Consider the following 21,082-nt stretch of genomic DNA (forward strand, 5'->3'; position numbering starts at 1 on the left):
CCGGCAGCCGGGGGCGGAGCGACGGAGAACGTTAGTTCATCGTTACTCCGCCCCTTCGGCGTTGACTTCGCCCCGAAACCCTCCAGCCAGTAACGTTTCAACTATGTCCGCCTCCAAGACCGAACGACTCCTCAACCTGCTGATCGCGCTGCTGGAACGCCGCCGGGGCTACAGCAAGGAAGAGCTGCGCGCGCTGATCCCGCCGTATCGCGAGGCGACCAGCGACGACGCCTTCAACCGGCTGTTCGAGCGGGACAAAGAGGACCTGCGGGAAATGGGCATCCCGGTGGAGACGTTCCCGGACGACACGCTCTACGAAAACGACAACAGCGGGCTGCGGTACCGGATCGACCGGCACAAGTACCGGTTGCCGGAACTCCACTTCACCGCCCGGGAGAGCGCGGTGCTCTCGCTGGCCTCCCGCTTGTGGCAGCAGGCCTCGCTGGGGTCGGCAGCCGCCCGGGCCGTCCGCCGGCTCGACGTGCACGGAGCCCTGGCCGACGGCGATCCACTGATCGGGGTGGAACCGCGCATCCGCACCGCGGAGCCGGCCTTCGAACCGCTGCTCAAGGCGGTGTTGGACCACACCCCGGTCTCCTTCGACTACCGGTCGCCCAAAGACGGCCGGCCGCAGCCGCGGCGGGTGGAGCCCTGGGGGCTGGGCAACCGCTACGGCCACTGGTACCTGGCCGGCCGCGACCTGGACCGGGACGCCCAGCGCACCTTCCGGCTGTCCAGGATCACCTCCACCATAAAGAAGCTGAACGGGACCTACAGCATCCCGGAAGGCTTCGCCATGCGCACGGTGCTGGACGGGCTGCAGGCGCCGGAGGACAACGGGACCGCCGTCCTCCTGCTCCGGCAGGACAAGGCCAACTCGCTGCGTGCGGCCGCCGCACCCGCCGAGGACGTCCGGCCGCCGGCGGGCTGGGACGCCGTCACACTTGGCTACGGCGACGCGGAGGTGCTGGCGGAGGAAATTGCCTCGCACGGTGCCAACGCTCTGGTCCAGGGTCCGGACGAGCTGCGCGGCGCCGTGGTGCGCCGGCTGGAAGGCGCCCTGGCCGCCGCCACCCAGGCACCGCCGTCGTACACCCTGCTGGAGGACAGCTCACGGCCGGCACGGAAGACGGGGTCCCTGGACCATCTGCCGCGGCTGCTGGATCTGGTCTCTTACGTCACGGCGAATCCGGGGGTGCCGCTGGACGCCACCGCCGAGAAGTTCAAGATCAGCAAGAACCAGCTGATCAAGGACCTGAACCTGCTGTTCGTCTGCGGGACTCCCGGCTACGGCCCGGACCAGCTCATCGAAGCCTTCTGGGAAGACGGCACCATCTCCATCAACAACGCCGACGAGATCGACAAGCCGGTGCGCCTGAGCCTGGACGAGGCGCTCTCGCTGGTGGTCGGCCTGCAGGCCCTCGAGACGGTGCCCGGGGTGGGGGAGCAGCCCGCCCTGCGCAGCGCGCTCAGCAAGCTGTTGGCGGCGGCCGGCGGGGTTGCCGCCCGCCACACGGCCATCGCCGCGGATCTGGCGGCCGAGGACAGCACGCCCGAGGTGCTCGCGCTGCAGGAAGCCGCGGCCGCCCGGCGCAGCGTGGACATCGACTACCTCGTGCCGTCCCGGGATGAGATGACGAACCGCCGGATCGATCCGCTCCGGGTCTTCGCCGTGGACGGCCACTGGTACACCGAGGCCTGGTGCCACCGCCAGCAGGCCGTGCGGCAGTTCCGGGTAGACCGCATGCGCTCCCTGGCCGCCACCGCCGAGCACTTTGAGCCGCTGGCCGAACGGAGCAGCGAATTCCCCGACAGCCTGTTCACCCCGCAGGAGACGGACCAGGTGGTGGTCCTGCGGATCTCCGAGCGTCTGGCCGAACTGGCCGACCAATACAATGCCCGGCGCCGCGCGGTCCTTGCGGACGGTTCGCTCGCGGCCGAAATCCGGCTGTCCAGCACGGCTATGCTGCCCGGCCTGGCGGCACGCCACGGCGGCGAAGTTGCCGTGCTGGAACCGGCGGAGGCGGCCGGCCAGACCCGGGAATGGCTGCGGCAGGCGCTGGAGGCCTACCGCGCGGCCCCGGCTTCGGCCGGAAGCTAGAGTGGACAGCATGCCCCTTTGGTTCTGGATCCTGCTCTGGGTTGCCCTTTGCGTGCTGGCCCTGGTGTTCATCGCCCTGCTCGGCTGGCGGATTTTCCGCCAGTTCATGCGAACTTTGCGTGAATTCGAGGCGGCGGCCGACCGGCTGGCCGGCGGACTCCAGACGGAACGGCAGCCCGCCGACCCGCACCGCCCCCGGCTGGCACTCTTCGCCGACTCCGCGGTACTCAAGGAGGAATACGTCCAGGGCAAGGAGCGGAGGCGCGAGGAGCGGAGGCAGCGCAGGTTCGCCCGGCGCGCCGCCCGCGGCCAGCGGCAGTCCCTCCGCGATCTGCGGCTGTCCTGACCCGCCGATGGCATAGGATGGACTAGACGAAAGGAACCACGCATGGGACGACTCTTCGATAACCCCTGGACCATCATTATTCTGGTGATCATTGTGCTGCTGCTCTTTGGCGCACCGAAGCTGCCGGGCCTTGCCCGGAGCCTGGGCCAGTCCATGCGGATCTTCAAGTCCGAGGTGAAGCAGATGAAGGACGACGACGCGTCCACCGCCGCCCCGGACTCGGAACCCGTCGAGGGCCGCGTGGTCAACCCGCCGCGGAACAACACTGACAACCGCGGACAGCAGCCGAATGCGAACGGCGGATCCCCATCGCCGCACCAGCAGTAAGGGCCGTGGCCGGTAAGAAAGGCCGGAAGGCCAACCCTGAGGGGCGGATGCCGCTCAAGGCCCATCTGAAAGAACTCCGCAACCGGCTCATCGTTTCCGGCATTGCCGTCCTGCTCGGCGCGGTCGCCGGCTGGTTCCTGTACGACCCCGTGATGGTCGCCGTCCAGGCACCGCTGATGGAAATCTCGGCGGAAGAGGGCCGGCGTGCGGAAATCAACTACGGCAGTGTCGGATCTCCGTTCGACCTGAAAATCCAGGTCTCCATCTTCCTGGGGCTGCTGGTCAGCTCCCCGGTGTGGATCTACCAGGTGTGGGCCTTCATCACGCCCGGCTTGAAGACCAAGGAACGCCGCTACACGCTCGGCTTCATGGTCGCCGCCGTGCCGCTGTTCCTGCTCGGGATCTACTTCGGCTGGATCGTGCTCCCGGAGATCGTCAAGGTACTGACCATGTTCACGCCGGAAGGCGGCGTGAACCAGATCCTGGCCACCGACTACCTCACATTCGTGATGCGGATGTTCCTCTCCCTCGGCATCGCGTTCCTGCTTCCCGTGGTGTTGGTGGGGCTGAATTTCGCCGGCCTGCTGTCCGGCCGCCGCGTGATCAAGAGCTGGCGGATCGTGGTGTTCGTGGTCTGCCTGGTGGCGGCGATGGCCGCCCCCGGCCCGGATGCCATGTCCATGTTCCTGCTGGCGGCCCCCTTGCTGGCGTTGTTCTTCGTGGCAACCGGCATCAGCCTGCTCAACGACAAGCGGCGGGACAAGCGGCGCAAGGTCCGTGAAGCGGAAGTAGCCGCCGGCGTCGACCAGGCCACGCCGCTCGATCAGCTGAAGGCCGACAACCCGGAGCAGGACGGAGCCAAATAGGCTGCGGCCCGGCCAGGGGCCGGCGGCACCCATCGGGCCGGCGGATTTAAGCGGATAGGCTTTTGCTATGAGTTCCCCCTCCGAACGCTACCTTGCGGCCGCCGAACGGGTGGCCTTCTCCAAGACCCGGCTGTACTCGTTCAGCCAGACGCTCGGATTCGAACTCGACCCCTTCCAGCGCGAGGCGTGCGAGGCCCTGGAGCGCGGCCGCGGCGTCCTGGTCGCGGCCCCCACCGGCGCCGGCAAGACCGTCGTCGGCGAGTTCGCCGTCTACATGGCCCTGCAGCGGGGACTCAAGGCGTTCTATACGACGCCGATCAAGGCCCTGAGCAACCAGAAGTACAACGAACTGGTGGCGACCTACGGCGCGGAGCGGGTGGGGCTGCTCACCGGGGACACCTCGGTCAATCCGCACGCGGACGTGGTGGTGATGACCACCGAGGTATTGCGGAACATGCTGTACGCCAATTCCGACACCCTGCTGGACCTGGCCTATGTGGTGATGGACGAAGTCCACTACCTGGCCGACCGGTTCCGCGGCGCCGTGTGGGAAGAGGTCATCATCCATCTGCCCGACGACGTGCAGTTGGTCTCACTGTCCGCGACCGTCTCCAACGCGGAGGAATTCGGCGCCTGGTTGGACACCGTCCGCGGCGACACCGACGTGGTGGTGTCCGAGCACCGCCCGGTGCCGCTGTGGCAGCACGTCATGGTCGGCTCGGACCTGTTCGATCTTTTCGCCGGCGACGTCGCCTTCGACGAAACCGCGCAGGAATCCGGCACCGGCAGTGGCCGCGCCTACGAGGTGAACCCCGAGTTGTTGAAACTGGCGTCGGCCGAGCACCGGCTCAACCGCAGCGCCAACTGGGGCCGTTCCGGCGGCCGGCGCGGGCGGCGCGCGCCCGAACCCCCGCGGCAGGCGCTGACCCGGATTCGGCGCGCCAGCCGGCCGCAGGTCATCGCCAAGCTCGACAGCGAGGGACTGCTGCCGGCCATCACGTTCATTTTCTCCCGCAACGGCTGCGACGCCGCCGTGAAGCAGTGCCTGGAATCCGGGTTGCTGCTCACCACGGAAAAGGAACGCGCCGTCATCGTCCGCCGCGTGGACGAGGCCGTGCAGGACATAGCCGAAGAGGACCTGGACGTGCTGGGCTTTTGGACCTGGCGCGAAGGCCTGTCCCGCGGCTTTTCAGCCCACCACGCCGGCATGCTGCCGACGTTCAAGGAAGTGGTCGAGAAGCTCTTCGCCGGCAACCTGGTCCGCGCCGTTTTCGCCACGGAGACGCTGGCGCTGGGCGTCAACATGCCGGCGCGGACGGTGGTGCTGGAGAAACTGGACAAGTTCAACGGCGAGGCGCACGTCGACATCACGGCAGGGGAGTACACGCAACTCACCGGCCGCGCCGGCAGGCGGGGCATCGACGTCGAAGGCCATGCCGTGGTGCTCTGGCAGCCCGGCACGGATCCGGGAGCCGTAGCCGGCTTGGCGTCGCGGCGGACGTATCCGCTGAACTCCAGTTTCCGGCCCACCTACAACATGAGCATCAACCTGATCGCGCAGTTTGGCCGCGGCCCGGCCCGGGAGATCCTGGAAACCTCGTTCGCGCAGTTCCAGGCCGACCGCTCCGTGGTGGGCCTTGCCAAGCAGGTGCGCAGCCGGGAAGAGTCGCTGGCAGGCTACGAGAAGGCCATGAGCTGCCACCTGGGCGACTTCAACGAATACGCCCGCCTGCGCCGGGACCTGAACGAGGTCGAGAAACGCGCCTCCCGCACCCAGTCCCGGCACTTGCGCTCGGCGGCGGCATCGTCCCTGGACCGCCTGCGCCGCGGCGACATCATCGACATTTCGGCGGGCCGGAACCTCGGCTACGCCGTGGTGCTGGACCGGGACGAAGCCGCCCGCGAGCCCCGCCCCACGGTGCTGACCCAGGAGAAGCACATCCGCCGCATTTCCGTCGACGACTTCCAGGGCCCGGTGGAGGTACTCTCCACCATCCGGATCCCCAAGACCTTCAACGCGCGCAGCCCCAAGGAACGCCGCGACCTGGCGTCCTCGCTGCGCAATGCGCTGCACGACAAGCGCCCGCCGCGGCGGGGGAGCGAGCACCGTGACTTCATCGTTCCGGGCGGGACCCAGGCCGAGCGGCAGATCAACGACCTGCGCCGCAAACTCAAGGCCCACCCCTGCCACGGCTGCAGCGACCGGGAAGACCATGCCCGCTGGGCGGAGCGCTGGTGGAACCTCCGCAAGGAAACCGACCAGCTGGTGACGCAGATCCAGGGCCGCACCAACACCATCGCCAAGACCTTCGACCGGGTCTGCCAGGTGCTGGACAGCTATGGCTACCTGGAGACCGGCGGCGACGGTGTCGCCATCAGCCCCGCCGGGGAACGGCTGCGGCGCATCTACGGCGACCGTGACCTGCTGGTGGCGCTGTGCCTGGAGCAGGACGCCTTCGCCGGGCTCACCGCCGCGGAACTGGCGGCCTTCGTGTCCTGCCTCGTGTACCAGGCCAAGCGGGAAGAGGCCGGCATCCGGCCCAAGATGCCCTCGGCCGCCATGGAAGCGTCGGTCATGATCGCCGTCCGTGAATGGTCGCAGCTGACCGATCTTGAGGAACAGCACCGGCTGCCGCTCACCGGCGAGCCGGAGCTCGGACTCGCCTGGCCGATGTACAAGTGGGCCAGCGGCCGGTCCCTGCAGACCGCGCTCAAGGGCACGGACCTGGCCGCCGGCGACTTTGTCCGGTGGGCCAAGCAGGTGATCGACCTGCTGGACCAGCTGATCAAAGTGCCCGCCCTCGATCCTCAGCTCGCGGCCCGCGGCAGGCAAGCCATTGGCTTGGTCCGCCGGGGCGTCGTCGCCTACGCCGCCGTGGCCGAATAGCCCGGCTACCGCGGGCACACCACCTTCTGAAAGGATTTCCATGAGCGAATCTGTCCTGCCCGCTGCCACGGGCCTTACGCTGTACCGCAACGGCAGCGTCTACAGCGCCGCCGACCCGTACGCCACGGCGATGCTCGTCGACGGCGGCACCGTGGCCTGGATCGGGTCGGAGCACGCCGCGACGTCCATTGCCGACGGCAGCATGCGGGTGGTCGACCTCGATGGACGCCTGGTGGCGCCCGGTTTCGTGGACGCGCACGCCCACGTGACGCAGACGGGGCTCGCCCTGTCCTCGCTCGACCTGACCGGCTGCGCGTCGCTGGTGGAACTGCTCGACGCCGTCGCCGCCGCTTCCCGGCAGGACGGCGGCCCCGTCCTGGGCCACGGTTGGGACGAAACCCGCTGGCCCGAGAACCGCGCCCCCTCCGCCGCCGAACTGGATCGCGCGTCGGGCGGGGCGGATGTCTTCCTGACGCGGGTGGATGTCCATTCCGCGGCCGTCTCGGCCGCGCTGGCGACCCGCCTGTCGCTCTCGGAGTTGCCCGGCTGGTCGGAGACCGGGACGGCCAGCGGGCCGGCCCTTGCACGGGCCCGGGCCGCGGTCCAGATCCCTGCATCCGGCCGGCGCGAAGAGCTCCAGCGTCTGGCCCTGCGGCACGCTGCGTCCCGCGGGTACGTCGCCGTCACGGAAATGGCTGCCCCGCAGCTGGGTCCCGCCGAGGACCTGCTGGCGCTGCTCGAACTCGGCGATGCCGAGCCCGGGCCGAGGATCCTGCCGTATTGGGGGGAGCTGATGACCTCCGCCGAACAGGTCAAGGAAACGGTGCACTACTTCTCCGGCCGCCTGCGGGGGCTGGGCGGGGACCTGACCATGGACGGGTCCGTCGGATCGCATTCGGCGGCCGTCAGTGCGGGCTACGCCGACCTCCCGGGGGAGCACGGGACGCTCTATCTCGACACCGAGGCTGCTGCGCGGCATGTGGAACTGACAGCGGAGCAGGGCATCCAGGCGGGTTTCCACGTGATTGGCGATGCCGGGTTGCTACGGGTGCTTGACGCCCTGGACCTGGCCGCCAAACGTGTCGGGGACGCGGCGGTACGGTCGGCCCGCCCGCGCCTTGAACATGTGGAAATGGTCCCCGAGGGGGCGCTGGAGCGGATGCTCCGGCACGGGGTGACCGCCAGCATGCAGCCGCTCTTCGACGCCTATTGGGGCGGGGCGGAAGGCATGTATGCCACGCGGCTGGGCGCCGAGTCTGCACTCGCCATGAACGCGGTGGGAACGTTGCAGACTGCGGGCGTTCCGGTCGCGATCGGGTCCGACGCCCCGGTCACGGAACAAAGCCCGTGGGCCGCCGTGAAGGCGTGCCTGGAGCACCATAACCGGTCCGAGCAGATCTCCGCCCGGGCGGCGTTCCTGGCGCACACCAGGGCCGGTTGGCGGGCCGCGGGCGAACGGAACCCCATGGAGGGCCAGCTGGCTCCGGGTACTCCCGCGACGTTCGCCGTCTGGGACGCGGACGAACTCTCCATCCAGACTCCCGACTCGCGGGTGTCCGCTTGGAGCACCGATGCGCGTGCGGGCACGCCGATGCTGCCCTCTCTGGACAGCGGCAGGTTGCCGGTGTGTGTCCGCACGGTGATGAATGGAGTAACCATTTATGACGGCTCCTGAGGCAGTTCCGTTTTCGGCGGTCGCGGAAAAATCTGAACGATTTGTTTGATTTCGAGAACTTTCGACCGCCGGGAGCCCCGCTCTGACGTGCAGGTATGGACAAAACCGCAGGTCAGAGCGGTATTGACACATCCCGCACAACCAGTAGGCTGAACTCTCAATGGGCCGGTATTTCTTCGCGGATACCGGTCCGTGCCGGGGAGAGAGGCTGCTGGCGGCACCTGCCTGCGGGCGGTTGCGCCCGACGTCCCTTGACGAACCGGCACTTCCGGGGTAGGTCCGCACGTCAGTAGAAAACATGTCTGCGTTCCCCCACAGGTTTGCTTTCGTGGCCCGAAGGCGTGTGGACCTACCCTTCCTTTCACCTTCAGGCCGCGCGGCCGGGCGTGCCCGCCGGCCTCCGGTACAAACTCATGGCCTATACTGGACCGTCGATGCGGAAGCCTCCGGGTATCTCCGGCACGAGGAAATCTGCGGTTTGCAGCACAACGTTCGAAAGGCCACTGAGTGCGGGTCGTCACCATCATCCCGACGTATAACGAGATCGAGTCCCTCCCGAAGACAGTAGCCCGCCTCCGCACCGCCGTACCCGGCTCGGACATCCTGGTGGTCGACGACAATTCCCCGGATGGCACCGGAACCTTGGCCGATCGGCTGGCGGCCGATGACTCCGCCATCCATGTCCTCCACCGCGAAGGGAAAGCGGGGCTGGGCGCCGCCTACATCGCCGGCTTTCGCTGGGGGCTTGACGCCGGGTACGACGTCCTGGTGGAGATGGACGCCGACGGCTCACACCAGCCCGAGGAACTGACCAGGTTACTGGGCGCACTCGATGGCGGCGCGGACATGGTCAAGGGCTCGCGGTGGATTCCGGGCGGGAAGGTCGTCAACTGGCCACTCCACCGCAAGGCCATCTCGTTGGCCGGCAGCCTGTACTCCCGGCTCATGCTCGGCGTGGCTATCCGGGACATCACCGGCGGCTTCAACGCTTTCAAGGCCGGGACCCTGCGCGCCATCGATCTCGACAGCGTGGAATCGGTTGGTTACTGCTTCCAGATCGACCTCACCTGGCAGACGCTGAAGGCAGGACTGGCGGTCCGTGAAGTGCCGATCACCTTCGTCGAACGCGAATACGGCGACTCGAAAATGAGCGGCGGCATCGTGCTGGAGTCCATCCTGCTGGTCACCAAGTGGGGGATCGCGGACAAGTGGCGGAGACTCCGCGCCCGCAAAGGCTGACCGCGACCGCACAAAACCCCACGGCACAAAGAGAGGGAGCGCGCCCCCGGCGGGCGCGCTCCCTCTCTTTAAGGACGGGGCGGTCAGGCCTTAAGCCGTGCGCCGTTCCCCGCGGCGTTCGCGCAGCTTGGTCAGGCGGTCCTCGAGGATCTGTTCGAGCTCCTCAACGCTGCGGCGTTCCAGCAGCATGTCCCAGTGGGTGCGCACCGGCTTGGCATTCGGGTCGACGGGCTTTTCTCCGTTGACCAGGAGTGCTTCCTTCCCCGACTTGGAAACCCATACCGGGGGGATCTCGGCTTCTGCGGCAAAGGTCACGAACACCTGCTCGCCGTCCTCGCAACGGTACTCAACGCGCTGGCGCGGAGCCGGTTCAACACCGGATTCAGTCTCCATGCTCTGCGCTCCGAGGCGCATACCCCGCAGGCTACGATCGCTCATGATCTCTCCCTCTTGTCTTGTGGCGGACAGGCGGCTGGACCGCGTCCGCGATGGCTCGCTAACACTCTCAACGTCGGCGGGCGGCCGTCTGTTCCCGGCCGCGATGATAACGCGAATCCCGCCTGCGTCAAGGATGGTTGTAGGCGGCAACTTCCCGGCAAACCACCCATTATAGTCCGGGCGGCGGTCCCGGGTAAACCGAAGCAGGGGCGCGGAGCATCCGACCGGCTGACGCTCCGGGCTCCCGGCCCCGTGCCTGTTTTCTGCTGTGTCAGCCGCGCAGCTCGCTGCCGATTGTTGAGGCGGCCGGGGCCGTCTCGCTGTCCGGGGTGGCCGTTCCCAGCAGGCTGCCGATGCCCTTGAGCGCCTCGCCCACCTCGCTGGGGATGATCCAGAGCTTGTTCGACTCGCCTTCGGCGATCTTGGGCAGCGTCTGCAGGTACTGGTAGGCCAGCAGCTTCTGCGTGGGGTTGCCCTTGTGGATGGCGTCGAACACCTTCTGGATTGCCTGGGCCTCGCCGTCGGCACGCAGGATCGCTGCCTTGGCGTCGCCTTCGGCGGCGAGGATGGCCGCCTGGCGCTGGCCTTCGGCCGTCAGGATCTGGGACTGTTTGGTGCCTTCAGCCGTCAGGATGGCCGCCCGGCGGTCGCGCTCGGCCCGCATCTGCTTTTCCATGGAGTCCTGGATGGAGTGGGGCGGGTCAATCGCCTTGAGTTCCACGCGGGAGACGCGGATGCCCCAGCGCCCGGTCGCCTCGTCCAGGACGCCGCGGAGCTGGCCGTTGATCTGGTCGCGTGAGGTGAGCGCCTCTTCCAGGTTCAGGCCGCCCACCACGTTGCGGAGCGTGGTGGTGGTCAATTGCTCCACTGCCTGGATGTAGTTGGCGATCTCATAGGTCGCGGCGCGGGCATCGGTCACCTGGAAGTAGACGACGGTGTCGATGGAGACCACCAGGTTGTCTTCGGTGATGACCGGCTGCGGGGGAAAGGACACGACCTGTTCGCGCAGATCCAGCAGCGGCAGCAGCCGGTCCACGAAGGGGATCAGGATGGTCAACCCGGGGTTCAGCGTGCGCTGGTACTTGCCCAGCCGTTCCACGACGCCCGCCCGTGCCTGCGGGATGATCCGCACGGCGCGGACGAGCACGATCACGACGAAGACGATCAGGACCAGCAGCACGATCCAGATTCCGATATTGCTATCCATAGTTCCCCTCTAAGAGTGGTTTCAGTGGGTCACGGTGCCGGCACGATGCCCGCCCGGGTCTTACTGGGCCGGCAGCGGCCCGTCCGCGCGCTGCGGAGTCACGACGGCGGTCGCCCCCTCGATCCGGGCGACCGAAACGCGCTGGCCGGCCGGGATGGGCGAGCCGTCCGCCGACCGGGCCGACCACGTATCGCCGCCGATCTTCACGACGCCCGAATGATCGGTGACGGATTCGAGGGTCATCGCCGATTCGCCGATCAGCCGGTCAACGTTGGTAGCCAGGTCCCGCGGTCCGCTGCGCAGATGCCGCAGCGCTACCGGTCGGACGAAAAGGACCATCAGCAACGCGACCACGCAGAAGATGACCACCTGCATCCAGAAGGGCAGGCCGACCAGTGCCGCGAACAGGGCCACGAGCGCCCCGGAGGACATCATGATGAAGAACAGGTCCAGCGTCATCATTTCGACGATGGCCAGGATCAGGAACACGGCCAGCCAGAGGACCCAGCTGTTGGCGACGAGCCATTCGATCATCAGTACCCCCTGATGTTGGAGCAGCCGCCGTCTCCCGAGCCTGCCTCTTGCACGCATGCATGAAACCGCGGGCTGCCGGTGCCCTTAGTACCTCCATCATGCCCGACGACGGCGCGCGGCGGAGTGAAATCCGTCACTTCCGGACGCTCCGAGACGTTTCGTGGCCAAGTTGTGACCAGATAGGCCGTCCCGCGGGCCTGGGTGCGTTGCCGGATAGGATGATCCAGTGCTGAACACCGCGCCCTGCCGCGCACCCCGGAACCGGCCATGCGAACCCTGCTGACCAGCAATCGGCTGTCCCTGCGGACGCTGCGGCTGCTGGCCGGCCTCTTCGCCTACGGGATCGCCATCGCGCTGATGATCAGGGCCAATCTTGGCTCGGCCCCCTGGGATGTGCTCAGCCAGGGCGTCGCCAAGGCCACGGGCATCAGTTTCGGCTGGGCCACGGTGGCGATCAGCGCGGCCGTGCTGCTGTTGTGGATCCCGCTGCGGCAAAAGCCGGGCGCGGGAACGGTCGCGAACGCCATCCTCGTGGGGTTTTTCGCCGACTTCGGGCTGCTGCTCATCCCGGTTTGGGATCACCTGGCCGCGCAGGTCCTCTCGTTCACGGCCGGACTGGTCCTGCTGGCGGCGGCCAGCGCGCTGTATATCGGGGCAGGCCTCGGACCCGGACCCAGGGACGGCTTGATGACCGGCCTGCACGCCGCGACCGGTTGGCAGGTCTGGATAGTCCGCACCGGCATCGAAGCAGCGGCAACCCTCGCCGGGTGGCTGCTCGGCGGCGTCGTGGGCCTCGGCACCCTGGTGTTCGTCCTGGCCATCGGACCCTTGATCCAGCTGTTCCTGAAGTGGATGTTCGTCGACCTGAATCCGGGCGTGCGGAAGAAATCCCCCGCCAGGCCCGGCCGCGGCTAGGGGGCGCTCGGACACCGGCGGCGGCTAGCCGGCGGGGCGGACGGGCTCCCCGCCGCGGCCGCGGCGCCGGTACGTGCTCACGGTGAAACGCGCGGTGACCTGCAGCGGCCGTCCGGCATCCCCGACGGCCGCACGCACCGCGTCGGCGTCGGTGTGGTGGGCGTTGGGCCCCATCATGACCAGCCGCACGATGTCCTCGGCGCCCAACTGAAGCGGCACCTGCAGCGGATCGGCGGCCAGTTCTTCGAAGTCGCCGCCCAGGGCCGCCCCCAGCCGGTCGGCCTTGTCGGTGTCGACGGCCAGCAGCGGGACCACGTCACGCAGCTCGTCCAGGTGCCCCGGCGCAGCGGTGGCGACCACCAGGTGCCCGTTCGGTTTCAGCACCCGGGCGAATTCGGCCGGGTTGCGGGGCGCAAAAACGTTGAGGATCAGGTCCACGGTCCCGGCCGCCAGCGGCAGCGGCTTCCAGAGGTCCCAGACCAGGCACAAGGCGTCCGGCAGCATCCGGGCCGCGCGCCGGAGGGCGAACTTGGACAGGTCCAGCGCCACGGCCCGCCCGTCGCCCAGCCCCTTGAGGACGGCCGCGAAGTAGTAGCCGGTACCGGCGCCGGCATCCAGCACCACGGGAGCGGGGGAGCCGGGCTGGAGGGCGCGGACCGTCCGGGACAGCTGGTCCGCCAGGGGTGCGTAGTGGCCGGCGCCCAGGAACGCCTCCCGGGCGGACACCATTTCGGCCGTGTCCGGGGTGAACCGGGTGCCGCGCCCGGTGAGCATATTGACGTAACCCTGCCGGGCGCCGTCGTACTGGTGGCCTTCCGCGCAGCGGAGACCCTGGGCCGGGGTGGGCCCGGCGGCCAGCAGTCCTTCCCCGCAGACCGGGCAGAGCAGCAGCGGGATCAGGTCCTGGAAGTGCGGGGCGGAGGGCATGCTCCATCCTAGGCAAAGCCGGACCACGATCTGCCGATTGGCTCCGGCCTGCTGGTGAGACTAGGCTCACAGTCGTGCGATCTGAAGACATTGCTTTATTAAATTCCGTGTCCGCCCCGACGCTCCATCCGAACGGCGGCCGGGCCGCGGTTTCGGCCACGCATCCCGACTTCGCGTCGGACAGCTACGTGGGGCAATTGTGGGAAGTCCCGCTGGACGACGGCGGCGGTGCGCCCCGCCGCCTCACGCGCGGCTTTAGGGACACAGCACCCGTCTACTCGCCCGACGGGCTCTGCCTGGCGTTCCTCCGCGCGGCCGGACCGGGGGAACGGGCGCAACTGATGGTGGTGGACAGTCGGGGCGGGGAGCCGGTCGCGGTCACGGACGAGAAACTGGGGGTCTCCTCGTTCGTCTGGTCCCCGGACTCACGCCGCCTGGTCTTCGCGGCCCGGGTCCCCGCGGACGGGCGCTACGGCACGATGGACGGCGTTGGCCCCGGCGCCGAGGATGCCCGGCTGGTCACCGGCTACAAGTACCGCCTGAACGGGGTCGGCTACACCGGCGACAAGCGGGCCCAGCTGTTCGCGGTGGACGCACCGGATCTGCAGGCCGAACCGCCGGTCGCCCCGGTGGGCCGCGCCGCCCGGCAGGCAAGCCGGGACGGCGAAGCCGCTTTTACCGCCGTGCCCGAAGCACGCCGGCTGACGTTCGCGGACGCCGACCATGACTGCCCGGCTTTCAGCCCGGACGGCCGCACGCTCTACTTCACCGCCGCCCTCCACCAGGGAGCCGACGAGGACCTGCGCCGGGACGTGTACGCGCTGGAGCCCGACGCTGCCGGCGGCAGCCCGCGGCTGATGTCCAACCTTTCCGGCCCGCTCCTGGCCGCCGCGTCACCGCAGCCCAGCGCCGACGGCCGCTGGCTGTTCTACCTCGGCAGCCTCATCGGCGGCGGGAGGGACTTCGTCGCGCAGAATGCCGCGCTGTACGCGGCTCCGGTCTCCGCCCCCCACGAGGTGCGCCGCCTGACCGATCCGGAGGGGACGGACCTGGGCGAAGGCACGCTGGTGGCGGCCGGCCCGGATGCGGTGCTGGCCCTGAACCGGCAGCGCGGCGCCGTGCAGCTGGTGGAGGTCTCGGCAACCGGCGGCATGGCGGTCCTGGTCGACGGGCCGCTGAACGCAGCGGCGGCGGACCGGGCGGCGGGCCGCACCGTCGTCAGTTTCTCCGACGCGTCGACCGCCGGTGATCTGGGGCTCGTGGCCGGCGGCGGACTCAACCGGCTGACCGACTTCTCCGCGGAGCTGCGGAAATCCGGCCTCATTGCGCCGCGGGAAGAGACTTTTGCTTCGGCCGACGGATACCCGGTGCACGGCTGGGTGCTGCTGCCCGAGGGCCGGGGGCCGCATCCCGTGCTGCTGAATATCCACGGCGGGCCGTTCGCGCAGTACGGCTGGGAGGTTTTCGACGAGGCACAGGTCTACGCCCGGGCCGGCTACGCCGTCGTCATGTGCAACCCGCGCGGATCCGCGGGCTACGGGCAGGCGCACGGGCGCGCCGTCAAGGGAGCGATGGGAACCCTCGCCATGGCCGATGTCCTGGCGTTCCTGGAGGGTTCCATCGCCAAATACCCGCAGCTGGACGGTACGCGGCAGGGCATCATGGGCGGATCATACGGCGGCTACCTGACCGCCTCGACGGTGTCCCGGGACCACCGGTTCACGGCCGCGATCGTGGAGCGGGGCTACCTGGATCCGCCGTCGTTCGTCGGCTCCTCGGACATCGGCTGGTTCTTCTCCGAGGAATACACGGGCACGGATCCGGAGCAGGTGCGTAGCCAGAACCCGTTCGCCCGGCTGGATTCCGTCCGGACGCCGGTGTTCGTTATCCACTCCGAAGACGACCTGCGCTGCCCGCTGGACCAGGCCCAGCGCTACTACGTGGGCCTCAAGCAGCGCGGCGTGCCCACGCAATTGCTGATCTTCCCCGGGGAGAACCATGAGCTGTCCCGGACCGGTACGCCGTGGCACCGGAAGCAGCGCTTCGACGAGATCCTGCGCTGGTGGGCGGCCCACCTTCCCACGGCGCAGAACAACGACGGCGGACGGGCGGCAGCCGCCGAACCGGACCCCGCAGCCCGGGCGTAGCACGGCGGCCGGGCCGTTGCGGTCCTAAAAGACCAGGCCGGCGCGTGCCAGGTCAATAGTCGGCTGCGCCCAGTGCCGGGTGTACTCGTCATTGCCGCTCAAAGACCGGGGCTGCATCTTGTCCACGTAGATCGTGCCCGAGAGGTGGTCCGTTTCGTGCTGCACAATTCGGGCCTGCCAACCCGAGAAGGTCTCGCGCACGCGGACGCCGTCGGGCCGCTCGAAGTCGAGGTCGACGCTGCGGGGGCGTTCCACCACCGCCTGGTAGCCCGCGAAGGACAGGCACCCCTCGTAAAATGCGGCTGTCTCGTCGCCGCGGGCGCGGTAGGACGGATTGATGATGGCGAAGTAGGGCAGCGGGATCCGTTCCCGGGTCGCGGCCACCTCGGGCGTCGGTGGGAAGGCATCCTCGAGGACCGCGATGCGCAGCGGGATGCCGATCTGCGGCGCCGCCAGTCCGACGCCGGGCGCCGCGTGCATGGTCCGGCGCAGGAGTGCGAGCAGGGCGTTCAGTTCCGCGTCGTCCAATTGCCCGTCGAACGTCGCGGCAGGCTGCCTCAGCACGGGCTCGCCGACCTGCAGGATGGGCGCCGGGTCGCCGGAGGCGGCCAGCGAATGAACGAGATCGCGCAGGCGTTCCGCAGGGTAGTCAGTCACAGCTGTCAGTGTAGGGGCGCCGGCCCTTGCTGCGCTGCTGGCCGCTCCGTCCCATCCTGCCCCGCTAGCCGCTCCGGTCGATCCTGCGCCGCTAGCCGCTCCGGTCCGCCGAGGAGCAGGCGTCGGCGATAAACCGGTATACCTCGCGGGTGAAATCCCGTCCGCCGTCCAACCGCAGCACGCCGGCTCCGCCCGCCGTCCTGATCGTTACCGGAATCTTGGTGCCCAGCTTGTCTTCGGCCAGCGCATGGGGATCGCAGCGGGCCGGCACGACATGCAGGGCCAGCCGCGACGCCGGATCCGTCCCGGCCACCCGGATGTTTTTGGGCCACGGGTGTTCGGCGTCTTCGCTGAGCAAGGTGGTGGTCCCGAAGGATTCGATCACCAGCGAGCCCTTCCCGCCGGACGGCCGGACCTCGACTTCGACGACGGCAGCGCGGCTCCCGGCCAGCACCTGAAGCCCGGAGTTGACCCGAAGCCCGGCCACCGAAGCCGCCGCCTGGGCCAGGCAGTCCCCGGTGTGGTTGCGCGCGAGGACACCGTGCGGATCCCCGGCAGGGACCTCCACCGTGCCCGGCGCGGGGCCCTCGCCGTCAAGGGTCACGGTTATCCGGTACTCCGCCGCAGTCGGGGACGGACCGGCGGAGCACCGGGCGGCCGGCAGGTCGGCCGGCAGGCTCACCGTCGCACCGGGGGCCACCTTGGTCCCGCCGGTGCGCGTTGGCTTCCAGTCGGCGGCGTCGTCGTAAAGCGGGGAATGCAGCGCCGCGGAGGTGACGAGCAGGGGCTGCGCGGAGGTGTTGGTGATCATGAGGCTGACCACCCGGTCCGTGTAGTCCGCCCGGCTCTGGTCCACGGCAGCAGTGATCACGTTCCGGGCACTCGGGGAAGCAGGAGAGAGGCTCCCGGGAGCGCCCGAACATGCGGCCAGCAGGGCCGCCGTCATCGGCAGCACCACCAAGCCGCTGCGGTACCGCAGGGGACCGGGAGCCATGCCACTAAGGTAGTACCAACTCCCGTGGACGTGCTCCTCACCGGCAGCGAAAGGGCAACCTGTGGCCGAACGATTGATGCTCCTCGACACCGCGTCGCTGTACTTCCGGGCCTTCCACGCCCTGCCGGACACGATCAAGGCCAAGGACGGCACCCCCGTGAACGCCGTGCGCGGGCTGCTCGACATCATGGCCCGGCTGATCACCGACTACCGGCCCACCCGGCTGGTGGCCTGCTGGGACAACGACTGGCGCCCCGCCTGGCGGGTTGAGCTGCTCCCCACCTACAAGAGCCACCGCGTGGCCCGGCGCGTGCCCGACGGTCTCGATATCGAGGAGACACCCGCGGGCTTGGTCGAGCAACTGCCCCTGATCCGCGAGGTGCTCGACGCGCTCAATGTCGCCGTCGTTGGCGCGGACCATCATGAGGCCGACGACGTCATCGGCAGTCTCGCGGCCCAGGCCGATGTGCCGGTGGATATCGTCACAGGGGACCGGGACCTCTTCCAGCTGGTGGACGACGACCGCGGTGTGCGGGTGATCTACACGGCGCGGGGCATGAGCAACCTCGAGGTGATGACCGACGTGTCGGTGGTGCGCAAGTACAGCGTGCTGCCCAGTCAGTACGCGGACTTCGCCACGTTGCGCGGGGACACGTCCGACGGCCTGCCCGGAGTTGCGGGCATCGGCGACAAGACGGCGGCCGGGCTGCTGAAGGACTACGGCAGCCTCGGCGGGATCGTTGCGGCGGCAGCGGATCCCACGGCTGTCATGGCGGCACGGATGCGGGCCAGGATCACGGAGGCCGCCGATTACCTCGACGTCGCGCCGACCGTTGTCGGCGTCGTCCGCGACCTGGAGCTCGGGACGTTCGATGCCACCCTCCGGCCGCTGCGCCCCGAAGAGGCAGAGCGGCTTGAGCAGCTCGCGAAGGACCTGAACCTGGGCGGACCGTCCCGCCGCATCCGCCAAGCACTCGAAGCGGTCGGCGAGGCCGCGGAGTAACGACCGGCCGCGCGGCGGACCAAAAATCCGGAGCGGGTTCCGGGCTGGTCCATTAAGGTAAAGAGACGTAACCGTTGCCGCGTCGGGCGGAGGGGCGCCCGCAGGCAAGGCACCCCGAACCGAGCGGACAGCGGTCTCGCCGGCGCAGGGTCGGGCCGTGCGGGCGAGGCACCCAAGGGATGGAGACAGCAATGAGCACGGCCACGACGAGGGACCTGCAGCAGCCGTCGCTGCATTCGGCGGACAGCCACGACCAGATCCGGGTGCAGGGCGCGCGGGTGAACAACCTCAGGGACATCAATATCGAGATCCCCAAGCGGCGGCTCACGGTGTTTACCGGGGTCTCGGGATCGGGCAAGAGTTCGCTGGTGTTCGGCACCATTGCCGCGGAGTCGCAGCGCCTGATCAACGAGACCTACAGCGCGTTCGTCCAGGGCTTCATGCCGACATTGTCGCGTCCCGAGGTCGACTTCCTCGCCGGCCTGACCACCGCAATCATCGTGGACCAGGAACGCATGGGCGCCAACCCGCGTTCCACCGTGGGCACGGCCACCGACGCCAACGCCATGCTGCGGATCCTCTTCAGCCGGCTGGGAGACCCGTATATCGGGTCGCCCAACGCCTTCTCCTTCAACGTCCCGTCGGTCAAGGCCAGCGGGGCCATCACGGTCGAGCGCGGCGGCAAGACCAAGGCGGAGAAGGCCACCTTCAACCGCCTCGGCGGGATGTGCCCGCGTTGCGAAGGCATGGGCTCGGTCAGCGATTTCGACCTGTCCGCGCTCTACGACGACACGAAGTCGCTCTCCGAAGGCGCACTGACGGTACCCGGCTACAGCATGGACGGGTGGTACGGCCGCATCTTCAGCGGTGCAGGACTGCCCATGGACAAGCCGATTGCGAAGTACACGAAGAAGGAGCTCCACCAGCTGCTTTATTCGGAGCCGACCAAGATCAAGGTGGAGGGGATCAACCTCACCTATGAGGGCTTGATTCCCAAGATCCAGAAATCGATGCTCTCCAAGGACCGTGAGGCGATGCAGCCGCACATCCGGGCCTTCGTGGACCGCGCAATCACCTTCGCCACCTGCCCCGAGTGCAACGGGACCCGGCTCGCGCAGGAGGCGCTGTCGTCGAAAATCCGCGGCAAGAACATCGCGGATCTTTGCCAGATGCAGATCAGCGACCTGGCCGACTGGATCCGCGCTCTGGACGAGCCGTCGGTCGCGCCGCTGCTCACCGGGCTGCAGCACCTGCTCGATTCGTTTGCGGAGATCGGGTTGGGATACCTGTCACTCGACCGGCCGGCGGGGACGCTGTCCGGGGGAGAGGCACAGCGAACGAAGATGATCCGCCACCTGGGCTCGTCGCTCACCGACGTCACCTACGTGTTTGACGAACCCACCATCGGGTTGCACCCCCATGACATCGAGCGGATGAACCAGTTGCTGCTCCAGTTGCGGGACAAGGGAAACACCGTGCTGGTGGTGGAGCACAAGCCCGAGACCATAGCGATTGCCGACCACGTCGTGGATCTCGGGCCGGGCGCGGGCACGTCGGGCGGGACGATCTGCTTCGAAGGCAGCGTTGAGGAACTGCGGGGGAGCGACACCACCACCGGCCGCCACTTCGACGACCGGGCGTCCCTGAAGGAGTCGGTCCGCCCGTTCACCGGTGCCTTGGAGGTCCGGGGCGCCTCGACGCACAACCTGCAGGACGTGGACGTCGACGTCCCGCTCGGAGTACTCGCGGTGATTACCGGGGTCGCCGGCTCGGGCAAGAGTTCGCTGATCCACGGCTCGGTCGCCCGCCGCCCCGGCGTCGTGGTGATTGACCAGGGAGCGATCAAAGGGTCCCGGCGCAGCAATCCGGCCACCTACACCGGATTGCTCGAACCGATCCGCAAGGCATTCGCCAATGCCAACGGCGTCAAGCCGGCTTTGTTCAGCTCCAATTCCGAGGGCGCGTGCCCCGTCTGCAACGGCGCCGGCGTCATCTACACCGAACTGGGCATCATGGAAACCGTCGAGTCCACCTGCGAGGAATGCGAGGGGAAGCGGTTCCAGGCGGCGGTGCTGGAATACAGGCTCGGCGGCCGGAACATCGCGGAGGTGCTCGCCATGCCGGTGACCGAGGCGGAGGAGTTCTTCGGCACGGGCGACGCGCGGACGCCGGCCGCCCACAAGATCCTGGAGCGGCTCGCCGACGTGGGACTCGGCTACATGACGCTGGGCCAGCCGCTCACCACGCTGTCCGGCGGCGAGCGGCAACGGCTCAAGCTGGCGACCCAAATGGCCGAAAAGGGCGACGTCTACGTGCTCGATGAGCCAACGACGGGACTTCACCTGGCCGACGTCGAGCAGCTGCTCGGCCTGCTGGACCGCCTCGTCGACTCCGGCAAGTCGGTCATCGTGATCGAGCACCATCAGGCCGTCATGGCCCACGCCGACTGGATTATCGACATCGGGCCCGGGGCCGGGCATGCCGGCGGCCGCATTGTCTTCGAGGGGACGCCTGCTGATCTCGTCGCCGATCGTTCCACGCTGACCGGCAAGCACCTGGCGGCTTACGTCGGCGCCTGAAGACTAGGTTGCCGCCGGAGTGCCGAACTCCGGCGGCAGCAGGCGGGTGCAGAGTTATGTCAACCTGATGATGGTTTGAGGGGAGTCCCGAAGTCTTGCGAGGGGCCCGCTTGAGCACGCGGCGGCCGATAAGAGCCGTTCCGGCCCGCTATCGGGTCTCGCCTCGAATTTGCAGCACAGATAGCGTGACATTGAGTCCTGGCTGCCTGTGGCCAACGTTCGGTCGTGAGCTCGTGTCTC

17 protein-coding genes are annotated in these 21,082 nt (G+C 68.5%); 11 read left to right on the forward strand and 6 right to left on the reverse strand.

All coding sequences use genetic code 11. From position 1 onward, the window contains the following. The first annotated feature begins 103 nt into the window (after positions 1-103). From AC5RWG_RS01760 to AC5RWG_RS01790, 7 genes are all read left to right on the forward strand, one after another. Positions 104-2,101 (forward strand): helix-turn-helix transcriptional regulator, encoded by a 1,998-nt coding sequence (locus tag AC5RWG_RS01760; protein ID WP_494166296.1) that lies wholly within the window; start codon positions 104-106, stop codon positions 2,099-2,101. Between the two features lie 10 nt (positions 2,102-2,111). After that, positions 2,112-2,447 carry a hypothetical protein gene (locus tag AC5RWG_RS01765; RefSeq protein WP_494166297.1) on the forward strand — a complete coding sequence of 112 codons (336 nt, stop codon included), beginning with the start codon at positions 2,112-2,114 and terminating at the stop codon, positions 2,445-2,447. A gap of 42 nt (positions 2,448-2,489) precedes the next feature. Further along, entirely contained in the window at positions 2,490-2,774 is a 285-nt protein-coding gene (gene tatA / locus AC5RWG_RS01770) for a Sec-independent protein translocase subunit TatA (protein WP_493999724.1), read from the forward strand. A gap of 5 nt (positions 2,775-2,779) precedes the next feature. Continuing rightward, the gene (gene tatC, locus AC5RWG_RS01775) at positions 2,780-3,640 is read left to right on the forward strand and encodes a twin-arginine translocase subunit TatC (RefSeq protein ID WP_493999725.1); all 861 of its coding nucleotides are present in this window, start codon (positions 2,780-2,782) and stop codon (positions 3,638-3,640) included. A 67-nt stretch (positions 3,641-3,707) separates the two neighbouring features. Then, positions 3,708-6,527: a DEAD/DEAH box helicase gene (locus AC5RWG_RS01780; protein WP_494166298.1), complete on the forward strand. Its 2,820-nt coding sequence runs from the start codon at positions 3,708-3,710 to the stop codon at positions 6,525-6,527. A gap of 40 nt (positions 6,528-6,567) precedes the next feature. Then, positions 6,568-8,202, forward strand: coding sequence for an amidohydrolase (locus AC5RWG_RS01785; RefSeq protein WP_494166299.1), 1,635 nt, complete (start codon positions 6,568-6,570; stop codon positions 8,200-8,202). 507 nt (positions 8,203-8,709) lie between these two features. Then, the gene (locus tag AC5RWG_RS01790) at positions 8,710-9,441 is read left to right on the forward strand and encodes a polyprenol monophosphomannose synthase (protein ID WP_493999728.1); all 732 of its coding nucleotides are present in this window, start codon (positions 8,710-8,712) and stop codon (positions 9,439-9,441) included. A 90-nt stretch (positions 9,442-9,531) separates the two neighbouring features. Here the strand turns inward: AC5RWG_RS01790 and AC5RWG_RS01795 are convergent, their stop codons facing one another. The 3 genes from AC5RWG_RS01795 to AC5RWG_RS01805 form a co-directional block, all read right to left on the reverse strand. Further along, on the reverse strand, positions 9,532-9,879 hold the full coding sequence (locus tag AC5RWG_RS01795; RefSeq protein WP_493978444.1) for an RNA polymerase-binding protein RbpA: 348 nt from the start codon (positions 9,877-9,879) through the stop codon (positions 9,532-9,534). 271 nt (positions 9,880-10,150) lie between these two features. Beyond that, positions 10,151-11,086 (reverse strand): SPFH domain-containing protein, encoded by a 936-nt coding sequence (locus AC5RWG_RS01800; RefSeq protein WP_494013994.1) that lies wholly within the window; start codon positions 11,084-11,086, stop codon positions 10,151-10,153. Positions 11,087-11,146: 60 nt separating this feature from the next. Next, positions 11,147-11,620: an NfeD family protein gene (locus AC5RWG_RS01805; RefSeq protein WP_494166300.1), complete on the reverse strand. Its 474-nt coding sequence runs from the start codon at positions 11,618-11,620 to the stop codon at positions 11,147-11,149. A gap of 267 nt (positions 11,621-11,887) precedes the next feature. Here AC5RWG_RS01805 and yczE point away from each other — a divergent pair, with 267 nt between their 5' ends. Beyond that, positions 11,888-12,535: a membrane protein YczE gene (yczE, locus tag AC5RWG_RS01810; RefSeq protein ID WP_493999731.1), complete on the forward strand. Its 648-nt coding sequence runs from the start codon at positions 11,888-11,890 to the stop codon at positions 12,533-12,535. 24 nt (positions 12,536-12,559) lie between these two features. On the opposite strand, the gene AC5RWG_RS01815 is transcribed toward yczE, so the two are convergent. Further along, positions 12,560-13,462: a methyltransferase domain-containing protein gene (locus AC5RWG_RS01815; protein ID WP_494166301.1), complete on the reverse strand. Its 903-nt coding sequence runs from the start codon at positions 13,460-13,462 to the stop codon at positions 12,560-12,562. 74 nt (positions 13,463-13,536) lie between these two features. Between AC5RWG_RS01815 and AC5RWG_RS01820 the strand changes: the two genes are divergently transcribed. Beyond that, on the forward strand, positions 13,537-15,609 hold the full coding sequence (locus AC5RWG_RS01820) for a S9 family peptidase (protein WP_494166302.1): 2,073 nt from the start codon (positions 13,537-13,539) through the stop codon (positions 15,607-15,609). 24 nt (positions 15,610-15,633) lie between these two features. Here the strand turns inward: AC5RWG_RS01820 and AC5RWG_RS01825 are convergent, their stop codons facing one another. Both AC5RWG_RS01825 and AC5RWG_RS01830 read right to left on the reverse strand, forming a co-directional pair. Continuing rightward, complete coding sequence (locus AC5RWG_RS01825; protein WP_494166303.1) at positions 15,634-16,266, reverse strand: peptide deformylase; 633 nt, start codon at positions 16,264-16,266, stop codon at positions 15,634-15,636. A gap of 91 nt (positions 16,267-16,357) precedes the next feature. Further along, complete coding sequence (locus AC5RWG_RS01830; protein ID WP_494166304.1) at positions 16,358-17,260, reverse strand: putative periplasmic lipoprotein; 903 nt, start codon at positions 17,258-17,260, stop codon at positions 16,358-16,360. A 61-nt stretch (positions 17,261-17,321) separates the two neighbouring features. On the opposite strand from AC5RWG_RS01830, the gene AC5RWG_RS01835 reads away from it, so the two are divergent. Both AC5RWG_RS01835 and AC5RWG_RS01840 read left to right on the forward strand, forming a co-directional pair. After that, the gene (locus AC5RWG_RS01835) at positions 17,322-18,263 is read left to right on the forward strand and encodes a 5'-3' exonuclease (protein ID WP_494166305.1); all 942 of its coding nucleotides are present in this window, start codon (positions 17,322-17,324) and stop codon (positions 18,261-18,263) included. Positions 18,264-18,454: 191 nt separating this feature from the next. Further along, a complete protein-coding gene (locus tag AC5RWG_RS01840; protein WP_494166306.1) occupies positions 18,455-20,842 on the forward strand; it encodes an ATP-binding cassette domain-containing protein in 2,388 nt (795 codons plus the stop codon). The last annotated feature ends 240 nt before the right edge of the window (positions 20,843-21,082 follow it).

The sequence above is a fragment of the Arthrobacter sp. Y3221160 genome (assembly GCF_059092585.1).